The sequence below is a fragment of the Parvularcula dongshanensis genome (genome assembly GCF_014199615.1).
Classification (GTDB): Bacteria; Pseudomonadota; Alphaproteobacteria; order Caulobacterales; family Parvularculaceae; genus Parvularcula; species Parvularcula dongshanensis.
The window spans coordinates 91,204-102,755 of record NZ_JACHOB010000002.1 but is presented as its reverse complement, the minus strand read 5'-3'; the positions used below and the strand labels follow the sequence as shown (position 1 = coordinate 102,755).

Annotated in this window: 11 protein-coding genes; 3 read left to right on the top strand and 8 right to left on the bottom strand. The window is 68.6% G+C overall.

The features are described 5' to 3' along the window. Positions 1–85: 85 nt before the first annotated feature. Both ubiA and GGQ59_RS06125 read right to left on the bottom strand, forming a co-directional pair. The gene (ubiA, locus tag GGQ59_RS06130; protein WP_183816909.1) at positions 86–991 is read right to left on the bottom strand and encodes a 4-hydroxybenzoate octaprenyltransferase; all 906 of its coding nucleotides are present in this window, start codon (positions 989–991) and stop codon (positions 86–88) included. Continuing rightward, on the bottom strand, positions 988–2,865 hold the full coding sequence (locus tag GGQ59_RS06125; protein ID WP_183816908.1) for a DUF885 domain-containing protein: 1,878 nt from the start codon (positions 2,863–2,865) through the stop codon (positions 988–990). Before GGQ59_RS06125 ends, ubiA begins: the two co-directional genes overlap by 4 nt. Before the next feature lie 151 nt (positions 2,866–3,016). Between GGQ59_RS06125 and nuoE the strand changes: the two genes are divergently transcribed. Together nuoE and GGQ59_RS06115 are read left to right on the top strand one after the other, a co-directional pair. Further along, a complete protein-coding gene (nuoE, locus tag GGQ59_RS06120) occupies positions 3,017–3,682 on the top strand; it encodes an NADH-quinone oxidoreductase subunit NuoE (protein WP_183816907.1) in 666 nt (221 codons plus the stop codon). A gap of 6 nt (positions 3,683–3,688) precedes the next feature. Then, positions 3,689–4,627, top strand: a complete 939-nt coding sequence (locus GGQ59_RS06115) for a polysaccharide deacetylase family protein (RefSeq protein WP_183816906.1) — start codon at positions 3,689–3,691, stop codon at positions 4,625–4,627. Here GGQ59_RS06115 and GGQ59_RS06110 read toward each other — a convergent pair. From GGQ59_RS06110 to GGQ59_RS06100, 3 genes are all read right to left on the bottom strand, one after another. Beyond that, a complete protein-coding gene (locus GGQ59_RS06110) occupies positions 4,624–5,043 on the bottom strand; it encodes a cupin domain-containing protein (protein ID WP_183816905.1) in 420 nt (139 codons plus the stop codon). The two genes, GGQ59_RS06115 and GGQ59_RS06110, sit on opposite strands and share 4 nt — an antisense overlap. Then, positions 5,040–5,498, bottom strand: a complete 459-nt coding sequence (lysM, locus tag GGQ59_RS06105; RefSeq protein WP_183816904.1) for a peptidoglycan-binding protein LysM — start codon at positions 5,496–5,498, stop codon at positions 5,040–5,042. Before lysM ends, GGQ59_RS06110 begins: the two co-directional genes overlap by 4 nt. Before the next feature lie 88 nt (positions 5,499–5,586). Next, positions 5,587–6,492, bottom strand: a complete 906-nt coding sequence (locus GGQ59_RS06100) for an alpha/beta hydrolase (protein WP_183816903.1) — start codon at positions 6,490–6,492, stop codon at positions 5,587–5,589. 64 nt (positions 6,493–6,556) lie between these two features. Here GGQ59_RS06100 and GGQ59_RS06095 point away from each other — a divergent pair, with 64 nt between their 5' ends. Further along, positions 6,557–7,768 (top strand): aminotransferase class V-fold PLP-dependent enzyme, encoded by a 1,212-nt coding sequence (locus GGQ59_RS06095; RefSeq protein WP_183816902.1) that lies wholly within the window; start codon positions 6,557–6,559, stop codon positions 7,766–7,768. Between the two features lie 56 nt (positions 7,769–7,824). On the opposite strand, the gene GGQ59_RS06090 is transcribed toward GGQ59_RS06095, so the two are convergent. The 3 genes from GGQ59_RS06090 to GGQ59_RS06080 all read right to left on the bottom strand — a co-directional run bounded on the left by GGQ59_RS06090 (position 7,825) and on the right by GGQ59_RS06080 (position 11,532). Continuing rightward, positions 7,825–8,658 (bottom strand): hypothetical protein, encoded by an 834-nt coding sequence (locus GGQ59_RS06090; RefSeq protein ID WP_183816901.1) that lies wholly within the window; start codon positions 8,656–8,658, stop codon positions 7,825–7,827. A 199-nt stretch (positions 8,659–8,857) separates the two neighbouring features. Further along, on the bottom strand, positions 8,858–9,700 hold the full coding sequence (locus tag GGQ59_RS15395; protein WP_221400909.1) for a 2OG-Fe(II) oxygenase: 843 nt from the start codon (positions 9,698–9,700) through the stop codon (positions 8,858–8,860). Positions 9,701–9,774: 74 nt separating this feature from the next. Further along, positions 9,775–11,532, bottom strand: a complete 1,758-nt coding sequence (locus GGQ59_RS06080; protein ID WP_183816900.1) for a M28 family metallopeptidase — start codon at positions 11,530–11,532, stop codon at positions 9,775–9,777. Positions 11,533–11,552 lie beyond the last annotated feature (20 nt).

Genomic DNA, 11,552 nt, shown 5'->3' with positions numbered 1-11,552 from the left:
GCGGTCAGTGCCGCGCCGGCCTGCAGAAGGTGCCTGCGGCTGATCGTCATGGGGCCCTCCAGTGCCTCTTCGGCGCCATATGGGGTCAGCCCGCCAGGCATGCGACCGTGACGAGCGCACCTGTCCAAACGTTCGACTTGAAGAGGGAGAGGCAGAGCGGGCCGTCGGGCGGGGCGAAGCGCACCGCCTGCCAGGCGAGCTGCGCGCCGGGAAGGAGCGCGAGAGCGGTCCAGGGACCTGCGCCTGCGACGAAGAGCGCGGCAGCGAGGAACGCGGTGCTGGCGGCGTAGAAGCCCGCGACGCCGCCCTTGGCCTGCGTACCGAGGCGGCGGGCCGAGGACTTCACGCCGGCGAGCGCGTCGTCCTCGATGTCCTGGCAGGCGTAGATCGTGTCGTAGCCGAGGGTCCAGAAGAGCCCGGCTGCGTAGGTCAGCAGGGCTGGCAGGGTAACGGCCCCCGCGACCGCCGCGGACCCGACGACGACGCCCCAGTTGAAGGTGAGGCCGAGCCAGGCCTGCGGCCACCAAGTGACCCGCTTCATGAAGGGATAGGCGGCGACGAGGCCGAGGCTGAGGACGCCGGCGAGGATGGCGGGCAGGGGAAGCTGGACGAGGACGAGGAGGCCGATCAGCGAGAGGCCGACGAGCAGCGCCCATCCGGCCTTCACGCTGACCCTGCCGGACGCGATCGGGCGCGACGCCGTGCGCGCGACCTGCGCGTCGAGGTCGCGGTCGACGACGTCGTTGTAGACGCAGCCCGCCGAGCGCATGACGAAGGCGCCGATGCCGAAGAGCACCACGAGGCGCCAGAACGCCTCCGCCCCCATCGTCTCGGGCCGCGCGATCAGCGCGCCCCAAAGGCACGGCCAGTAGAGGAGCCACGCCCCCGCCGGCCGGTCCGCCCGCATGAGGCGGAGGTAGGGGCGGACGGGCGCCGGCGCCCGGTCGATGAGGCCGACCGAGGCGTCGGGCGTTCGCTCTTCGGCCGTCACGCGGCCTGCTGATCCGCGATCCACTCGTCGACGCGCCGCTCTAGGATGTCGAGCGGCAGGGCGCCGCCGCCAAGGACCGTGTCGTGGAAGGCGCGGACGTCGAAGTCATCGCCGAGCGCCTCCTCGGCCCGGGCGCGGAGCTCCTGGATCTTCAGCATACCGATCTTGTAGGTCGTCGCCTGGCCCGGCCAGACGAGGTAACGGCGGACTTCCGAGCGGATCTGCCCTTCGGCGGCGGGCGAGTTGTCCATGAAGTACTGGACGGCCTCCTCCTCGCTCCAGCCCTTCGAGTGAAGGCCGGTGTCGAGGACGAGGCGGATCGCGCGCCAGATCTCCGTCGTCAGGCGCCCGAAGTCGGAGTAGGCGTCGTCATAGGCGCCCATCTCCTTGGCGAGGATCTCCGAGTAGAGCGCCCAGCCTTCGACGTAGGAGCCGTAGAAGTTCTGAGTACGGAACTCGGGCACGCCCTCGAGTTCCTGCGCGATCGAGATCTGCATGTGGTGGCCGGGCACGCCCTCGTGATAGGCGATCACCTCGAGCTGCGGGATCGGCATGGCGCGCATGTCGCTGAGGTGGGCGTAGAAGATGCCGTCGCGCGAGCCGTCGGGCGTGCCGGGGTAGTAGTGCTGCGCGCCGCCGTCCTCCTCGCGGAAGGCCTCGACCCGCTTCACCGTCAGGCCTGCCTTGGGCAGGATGCCGAAGAAGTCGGGCAGACGCTCTTCGATGAAGGCGAGGTGCTCGCGCGCGCTTTTAAGGTACTCCTCGCGCCCCTCGTCCGTGTTCGGATAGAAGAACTGGTCGTCCGTCCGCATGAACTCGAAGAACTCTTGAAGAGTCCCCTCGAACCCGACCTCGTCCTTGATCGCCTCCATCTCGCCCCTGATGCGGGCGACCTCGGAGAGGCCGAGCTCGTGGACCTCGTCCGGCGTCATGTCGGTCGTGGTCGAGGTCTGAAGCGCGACCTCGTAGTAGTTCTTACCGTCCGGCAGGCTGCCGACGCCCTCGGCGAGTTCGGTCGTGTTCGGCATGTCCTCTTCGATGAAGGCGATGAGGTCCTCATAGGCGGGGCCGAACTCTTCCAGCAGCGCCGTCCGCGTCTCCTCGCGCAGGGTCTCGGCGCGCTCGGCGTCGATCGTGCCCGCCTCTTCGAGGGCCGCGATCTTCGCCTTCGCGTCGGACCACAGCGGCGCCTCGCCCTCGCCCTCGAAGGGCGCACCGGTGATGAGCGCGCGGGACTGGGCGATCACGCCGTCATAGGCGAAGCGCGGGGGGCGCGTGCCTTCGTCCAGGCCCGCCTGCGCGCGCTCCTGCAGCTGGCCGATCGCCTTCGCCACGCCGCCGATTCGCGTCACGTAGGCCTGCATGTCCTCGTCGGTTTCGACGGCGTGGAAGTTGATGAGGAAGTTCGGAAGGAAGGCCTGCGGGCCTTGCATCTGCGTGAAGGTGTAGGCCTTGCGCCGGTAGGGCAGGGACTTCTCCTGCTGCTCGAGGTCGTAGACCCAGAGGTCGTAGGACGTCTTCGCCTCGGGCGTCAGCATGTCGCGGTCGAACTCTTCTTCGAGCTCCTCGACCGTCGAGCGGTACCAGGCGAGCTGGCGGTCCTCGGCGGCCTCGGACATGTCGTCGATCTGGTCGTAGTCCTCGTCCTTGCGGCCGAGCGTGGTCTTGGTGATCGGCGAGAAGTCGAGCTGCTCCTCGAAGCGGGCGGCGAACCACTCGTCGAGACGCGCAGTCTCGGCTTCGACGGAGTTCTGGTTCTGCGCGCCGGGCTCAGTCTCCTCGACGGTGACCTCGGAGGCGGCAGGCGGCTCGTCGCCTCCGCCGCAGGCGGTGAGGGCGGTGCTGGCGAGGAGCGTCAGGAAGAGAGGGCGCATCGGATCGACTCGTGTCTGCTGTTGCAGTGCACCTTATCGAGGGTCAATGAGGTCGCAAGCGCGCCATGCCGCGTTGGTTTGGCCGTAGCGGTCTGGACAAGGCGGCGGCGCATCGCGACAAGGCGGCGAAGACAGATCCTCGGACTTCAAGATGGCAGAACGCAGCCCCGCCAAGACGCAACCTTCCAGCTTCGCCTGGACGGACGAGAACGCCGACTGGTGCGAGATGACGCTGGGCAAGTACCCCGAAGGCCGTCAGGCCTCGGCGGTGATCCCCTTCCTTTGGCGGGCGCAGAAGCAGGAAGGCTGGGTCACGATCGCCGCGATGGAGCACATCGCGCGTCAGCTCTCCATGCCCTACATCCGGGTCTACGAGGTCGCGACCTTCTACACCATGTTCAACCTCAAGCCGGAGGGCCGCTACTTCGTGCAGCTCTGCGGCACGACGCCCTGTATGCTGCGCGGCTCGGAGGACCTGATCGAGGTCTGTCACGAGGTGATCGGGCCGCAGCACACGATCTCGCCGTCCGGCAATTTGTCCTGGCTCGAGGTCGAATGCCTGGGCGCTTGCTGCAACGCGCCCATGGTTCAGATCAACGACTACTACTATCAGGACCTGACGCCCGAGACCTTCCGCGACATCCTGCAGCGGCTCGACCGCGGCGAGTACGTCGAGCCTGGCGTCTTCAACGAGGGGCGGCACACTTCGGACCCCGAGGGCGACAACACCTCGCTGACCGACCCCGCCCTCTATGACGGCTCGGCCGCGAAGAAGATCGACAAGCTGCCGAACGCCGAGCCGGCGCCGGCAGAGTAGTACACCGTGCGCCCGTTCGTCCTTCTCGTCCTCGCCCTGCTCGCCGCCTGCGGGCAGACGACGGCAGAGACGGCGTCCGCGGACAAGCGGATCGCGATCACCTATGACGACGCGCCCCTGCCGGACGGCCCGCACCTCACGGGCGCCGAGCGCGGCGCGGCGCTGATCGAGGCGCTGGCGGCTGCGGAGAGCGGCCCCGTCGCCGTCTTCGTGACGACGGACGGGCTCGCCGACGAGCCGGACGGTCGCGAGCGGATCGAGGCCTACGCCGCGGCGGGGCACCTGATCGCCAACCACTCCCATACGCACCCGCACCTCAGCGAGATGACTGCGGACGCCTACCTTGCGAACCTGGACGAGGCCGAGCGGCAGCTCGCCGGGTTCGAGAACCGCCGTCCCTGGTTCCGCTTCCCCTACCTCGACGAGGGCGGGCAGGACCGGGCCAAGCGCGACGCGGTGAGGGCCGGTCTCGCCGAGCGCGGCCTGATGAGCGGCTACGTCACGGTCGATACCTATGACTGGCACGTCCAGAGCCGGTGGGACGAGGCGGCCAGGGCCGGTCGGCAGGCCGATTTGGACGCCCTGCGGGAGGTCTACGTCGCGATGGTCCTCGACGCGGCAGAGCACTACGACGCGCTGTCGCGGGCGCGGCTCGGGCGGGCGCCGGCGCAGGTGCTTCTCCTGCACGAGAACGACCTCGCCGCGCTCTTCGCGGGCGACATGATCGCGGCGCTGCGCGACGCGGGCTGGCAGATCGTCAGCCCCGACGAGGCCTTCGCGGACGAGATCGCGGAGAACCTTCCGGACGGGCTCTTCTCGGGCATGGGCCGGGTGTCGGCGCTGGCTTTCGAGGCGGGCGCCCGGGGCGACGAGCTCGGCCATTGGTCGGTGGATGCGGATGCGATCGACGCCCGGCTCGAGAAGGCGGAAGCGTTCTCGGACTAGCGCGGCGGCGACCAGCCTTCGGGGGCGAGTTCGAAAGCCGCGAAGTCGAAGCCCGGCGCGACGGTGCAACCGACGAGGCACCACGCGCCGAGTGGTTCTGCGCTTTGCCACGCCTGCGGCGGCACGACGACCTGCGGCCTCTGTCCCGTGCGGAAATCATTGCCGAGGACGTGGTCGGTAACGCCGTCCTCGCCCCCGATCCGCAAGCGGAGCGGGTCGCCGGCGTAGAAGTGCCAGACCTCCGCCGCGTCGATCCTGTGCCACGCGGACGCCTCGCCCGTGCGCAGGAGGTAGTAGATCGCCGTCGAGGCGCCACGGCCCTCCGGCGGCGCCTCGTCCCTGAACGTCTCGCGGAACCAGCCGCCTTCGGGATGGGGTTCGAGCCCGAGGGCGGCGATGACCGCGTCGGCCGTCACGCGATCGCGTCGTCCTTGGGCGGGACGCGCAGGACCTGGCCGGGGTAGATCTCGTCGGGGTCCTTCAGCATCGGTTTGTTGGCCTCGAAGATGATGTCGTAGGCCATCGCGTCGCCGTAATGCGCCTTCGCGATCTTCGACAGCGTGTCGCCCGACTTCACGGTGTACATGGTGTAGTCCGGCTTGGCGTTCTCGGCGGGTTCCTCGACCTCGATCTGGCTCTCGACCTCGGCGACCCCCTTGGTGTTGCCCGCGGAGACGATCATCCGCTCGGCGTCCTCCTTCTTGGGCACCCGGCCCTTCAGGATGACGCGGTCGCCCTTCTTTTCGGCCTGGACCTTCTCGGCGTTCTTCTGGCCTTCCCTCTTGAAGAGGTCGGAGAAGAAGCCGCCGCCCTCCTCGTCCTTCACCTCCTGCTTGCCGGCCTTCTTCTCGAAGCTGAACAGCTTGACCATGATATCCTCCGTGACGCCCCCGAAACGCCTATGGGCGCGGAGCTAACACGTCGGCACCGGCCTCGGCGCGGGCCTTGCGCAGTTGGGGTCAGACCTCCCCTTCGCCGAGCATGGCCTTCAAGAGGCCGATCGTTTCGCGGAAGGCGGGCGTGCCGGGCGCGATCAGCTCGACGTGGCCGCCGGGCACGAGCACGAAGCGCGCCTCGTCGCCCGCCGCTTCGGCCTCTTCGGTCCAAGCCCGACCGAGCGCGGGCGGTGCGATCCGGTCGTGACGAGCGTTGAGGCTCACCTGCGGCGTGGCGATGGGCAGGAGGCGGTCCGGCGAGGTGTCGGCCAACGGTTCGGCCCGCCCCGTATCGGCGCCGGTCAGGCGGTCCTGGATCGAGGCGAGACAGGAGGGGAGGGTCGCAGGCGCAGATTCTTCGAGGTCCGGCAGGCCGCCCGTGCTGAGGACGCCCAGAAGCGGCAGGTCTTCGCCGACGTGCAGGAAATCATCGTTCGGCAGCTTCGCGCTCGCCGCCAGCCAAAGGGCGAGGTGGCCGCCCGCCGAGTGCCCGTAGGCGACGACACGGCTCGCATCGAGGTTCAAGCCCGGCGCCCACTCCGCGAGCGCGGCGGCGGCGCGGCGCACGTCGTGGAAGGTGCCGGGGTAGCCGCCGCCTTCCTCGTCGACGCCTCGATACTCGACGTTCCAGACGGCGAGGCCCTCTTCGCGCAAGGCCTCGGCCGCATAGTTCATCAGGCGGCGGTCCGCGACGGACTTCTGCCAGCAACCGCCATGGATCATCAGGACGACCGGGAAGGGCCCCTCGCCCTCGGGCCGCCAGACGTCGGCGATATCGGTCTCCCCTTCGCCCCACTTCACGGTCGTCTGCGGCAGTGGCCTTGGCTGTCGGGTGAGATCCGACCAGCTCATCGCACCGCGGGACGAGCCCCCGCTCGAGCAGGCGGCAAGGACGGAGACGGCGCAAAGCGCGAAGAGGAGACGAAGCATGGTCGCGACCTTCCGCTGCGCCGCCGCTCGCGACAAGCCTCAAGCGGCCTGCTAGCCCGCCTGCATGCTCCAGACGCCCGAGACCCGCAGCGAGGCCGCCGCCCTCGACCTCGACGATCCGCTCGCGCCGCGCCGCGCCGCCTTCGCCCTGCCGGAAGGGATCGTCTACCTCGATGGACACTCTTTGGGCCCAGCGACGCACGCCGCCCTCGACGCGGTGCGCCGCGGCGCGGGGGGCGACTGGGCAGAGGGGCTGATCCGATCCTGGAACACCGCCGGTTGGATCGACGCCCCCCGCCGCGTCGGCGACAAGCTGGGTGCCTTCCTCGGCGCGGAGCCGGGCGAGGTGATCGTCGCGGACAACGTGACGGTGAACCTCTTCAAGCTCGCGGCGGCGGCGTTGCCGCTCGCACGGGCGCCTGAGGTGATGGCTGACGGCGGCGAGTTCCCGACGGATGGCTACATCGCGCAGGGCCTCGGCGTCGTCGGGGCGAGGCGCGTCCGCCGGGAACGCTTCGTCCCGGGCGAGACGGCGTTCGGCGGCGTGCTGATCAAAAGCCTCGTCGACTATCGGACCGCCCAGGTCGCGGACGTTCGCGCCGTCGAAGAGCACGCCGCCGCGCAAGGCGGCCTCGTGGTCTGGGACCTCAGCCATGCGGCGGGGGTCGTTCCGTGCGACCTGCCGTCGATGCGGCTCGCGGCGGGGTGTACGTACAAATATCTGAACGGCGGTCCGGGCGCGCCTGCCTACCTCTACGCGGAGGCTGGCCTCGCCGAACGGATGAGCACGCCGATCCAGGGCTGGTTCGGCCACGCCGACCCCTTCGCCTTCGACAGCGACTACCGGCCGAGACCGGGGGCGGCCCGCTTCGCGACCGGAACGCCGCCGGTCCTGTCATTGGTCGCGCTAGAGGCGGCGCTCGAGGTGTTGGATGGGGTCGATGGCGAGGCGCTGTGGGCGAAGGCAGGGGCGCTCGGAGACCTCTGCGTCGCGCGTCTGCGAGCGCTCGGCCTTCCGCTCGAAAGTCCGGTTGAACGACGGAAGAGGGGCGGGCACGTCGCCTTCCGTCATCCGGAGGGCTACGCTGTCGTCCAAGCCCTGATCGCGCGGGGTGTCATCGCGGACTTCCGCGCGCCGGAGACGGTACGCTTCGGGCTGTCCCCGCTGACCTTGTCTTTCGCCGAGGTCTGGGACGCGATGGACCATCTGGAAGCGGTGCTCGCGGACAAGCTCTACATGGCGGCCGCCTACCAGGTGCGGGCGACCGTCACCTGACAAGCGGAAGAGGGATCGAGGGGACGCCGCAGCGCGTCCCCTCGCGGCGCGTCGACTCAGACCGTCTTGCGACGACCGAACCGGAACGCGCCGCCCGCCGCCCCAGCGGTCAGGAAGAACAAGGCCGCGCCCGGGAGCGGGACGGGGTCCATGGCCATGATCTCGGCAGAGGCGACCGGCAGCAGCGCGACGTAGCAGCCGCCGTCGATCGGCGTGTCGGCCAAGTCGTCGCCGCACTCGCCGTCGAACTCGAACATGGAGCCGTCGGGACCTGCATAGCCAAGGCCGTCCGCGAACTCTTGGTCCGTGAAGGCCAAGCCGTGAATGACGATCTCACGGAAGGCGAGCGGGAACAGGTCCTCGACCGCATACTCTTGCATCGTGACCGGCGACATGAGGGGGATGCCCTCGTCGTCGTCGAAGTCGAAGGTCATCTCGTAGGTCGCGTTGCCGTCCGCATCCGACATCAGAAGCTGGGCGAAGGGGTTGTCCTCCGGCGCGGGCTCGAGCGTGGTGACGAGTTCGAGGAGCACATCGCCATAGGCGGCGGCACCTTCCACGGTCTCGATCTTGCCGTCACCGTCGACGTCGACGTCGAGCGTCGGGGTCTGCGAGTCGAGGGCGGGCGCACCCGTCGCAGTCAGACCGCCGTCGAAGAGCCCGTGCATGTGCATAGGGTGCGGCGTGTTCGGAACGAGACCCGAGAAGCTGAGGCTGAGGGAGAGCGATTGCTCTTCACTGTCATAGGTCAGCATGCCGCCGCCGGTGACGCCGCTGTCGTTCAGGGTCGTGAAGTCGACGCTGTAGGTCGACAGGTGCGCGGCGTTCGCCGTGCCGGCCGTGAGGGCGAGCGCGGTGCCGGCGCAAAGTAGCGTACGAAGCGGTGTCATAGAGATCCTCCTGGTTGGCTAGGGGGACAATGCACCGATCGTTAACCATGACCAGGCGGTCAGGCCCGGCCTCACGCGAATGAGACGCCTACGGACGACACGAAGTGCAGGCGGACCTGGTTGCATCCAAGCTGCACTTTCCTTCTTGTAACGTGTCCGAAGGCGGAGCGGCTCGCCCGATGGGCGAGCCGCCGCATGCTCAGCGGATGAAGCGGGACGCCGCCTTCTTCGCGGGGCGCGCCAGCACAGGGGGAAGGTACTCGGTCAGCAACTCCTGGGTACGAACGTGCCAGTCGGTGCGGTCCTCGGTGCCTGGACGGTTCTTGAACTGCGTCGTCTTCGACACTTTGTCCTCGTCCCAGGTCGAGGTGTAGTAGTACAGCGCGATCGACTTCCGCGTGCGCCCCTCGGGATGGGTGATCGGGTTCGGGTTGCCGTGATAGCTGTCGCCCGTCGTCGTGAACATGACGCAGCGATTGGCTAGGGGAACCACGGACTTGACCTTCTCGGTCATGTCCTCGTTCCACAGCTCGAGCTGGCCGCCGTACTCGTCCTTCCAGTCGTCGTTGAGGTAGATGAGGACGTTCACCCGCCGCTCGACGTCCATCAGCTTGTGATGGTTGAAGTCCGCGTGGACCGAGAGGTGACCGCCGCGGCCGATCTCGTGGAAGCCGCCGCCCATGAAGTAAGGGTCGGGGATCAGGCCTTTGATGCCCGTGATGTTCTCGACGATCTTCACGAAGGGACGGGCGTTGAACGCGTAGAACAGCGCCCGAAGGTTCGCGTCGTCGAGGAAGTCGGGGTTGAAGCTCTGCTTGTACCGTTCCTGGTCACGGTCGAACGCCCGTCCGTCGGGGTCGAGCGCCACGGGGAAGTGGTCCAGGCAGTAGTCGATCAGCGAGCGGGGCAGGAAGTCGTCGATGACGATGTGCGGGAAGGGCTCGGCGGCCTCGTATTGAGCCGTCAAGTCCTGCCCGAGCGTCTTCGCGACCTGCGGGTCGATGGCGAGCGAGTCGTCGCTCTTCGAAGGGATGAACGCCACTTTGATCCTCTTATCGAGAGTGTTCTTCGTCCCGCCCCTGCAAGCGCCTTGCCGAAGGCTCTGGCCTGCGACCGTCAGTCGCCGCCGATTTGCCGGTCGCGCAGGGCACGGAACTCGTTGCCTTCATACCAGTTGGGCGCAGCGTCCGAATAGGCCAGGGCGGCCCCCGTATCTCGCAGGATCGTCAACGTCTCCGTGAGCCCGTCGAGGCGCCAGGTCTCCGGATCGTACTGGTCCGAGGGCTGGTGGTAGCGGTTCGCGGTGTAGTCCTCTTCGGCCGCGCGGCCCGCTTCCTCGCCGCCCTCGACGAGGTCGATGCCCTTGTCGACGTAGATCATCGGCACGCCCTTCTTGGCGAGGCTGATGTGGTCTGAGCGGTAGAAGTAACCCTTCTCGGGGCTGGCGTCGGGGCGCAGCGCCTTGCCCTCGCGATCGGCGACGGACTTCAGCACGTCCTCCACCTCGCTCGCGCCGTAGCCGACGACGATGAGGTCGCGCGACGGCGCCGTCGGGGCGATGGCGTCCATGTTGATGCCGCCGACCGTCCGCTCGAAGGGCACGAGCGGGTCCTCGCCGTAGTAAGCCGAACCCAAAAGCCCCGACTCCTCGCCGGTCACGGCCAGGAACATGATGGAGCGGCGCGGGGCGTCCTCGGCTTCGGCGAAGCTCTCGGCGAGCGTGACGAGCCCGGCCGTCCCGGTCGCGTTGTCGACGGCGCCGTTGAAGATGTGGTCCTCGCCGGCCGGGCCGTCGCCGACGCCCAAATGGTCCCAATGCGCCATGTAGAGGACGTACTCCTCCGGCGCCTCGGCGCCCGGCAGGACGCCGACGACGTTGGCGCTTTCGGAGCGTTTGATGCCGTTCTTCAGGGTCGCGGCGGCGGTCATCCCGCCCATCTCCACGGGGGTGAAGTCCTTGGATTGCGCCGCTTCGAGCTGCGCCTCGAAGTCGAGGCCGGCGGCGTCGAACATCTCGCGCGCGACGTCCTCCTGCACCCAGCCCTCGGCCATCGCGCGGCTGGCGCCGTCGTCGGGACGCTCGAGGTCGAGCTGCGGGCCCGTCCAGGAGCCCTCGACCACGTTCCAGCCATAGGCGGCGGGCGCCGTCTGGTGGACGATGATCGCGGCGGCGGCGCCCTGCCGGGCAGCCTCTTCGTATTTGTAGGTCCAGCGGCCGTAATAGGTCATCTCGCGGCCTTTGAAGTCCTCGCCCTCGAGCGCGTAGCCGGGGTCGTTGACGAGGATGACGACCGTCTTGCCCTCGACGTCCATGCCTTCGTAGTCGTTCCAGCCATATTCGGGCGCGACGACGCCGTAGCCGACGAAGACGACGTCGGAGCCGTCGAAGGAGACGTTCTCCTTGACCTGCTTAGTCCACCAGACCGCCTCGTCGCCGTAGGACAGCGCGCGCTCGGTCCCGTCCGGCAGGGTCAGCGTGAAGGAGGATTGCGCGGGGTCGAGCGTCAGCTCCACCATCGGCACGGCCTGCTCGTAGGAGCCGTTGACGGGTTGAAGCCCTGCGTCCTCGAACGCCTTGGCGAGGAAGCGGCGCGTCTTCATGCCGCCTTCGGTCGCCGGCGCGCGGCCTTCGAACTCGTCCGAGGCAAGGGTGGCGATCGTGTCGCTGAGGAGCTCCTCGTCGAGCGGGGGCAATTCCGGCACCATGGCGAGCGCGTCGGCGGGGGTGGTGGGTTCGGCGCCTCGCGCAGGGGTCTGCGCCGCAGGCGCTTCGCTCTGCGCGCTCGGCGCCTGCTGCGCCTCCGCCTCGGTGTCTGCACCGCCGCAGGCGGCGAGGAGGGCGAGGGCGGAGGTGAGCATCAGAACGCGGCGCATAGACGAACCTTCTCGAAAGA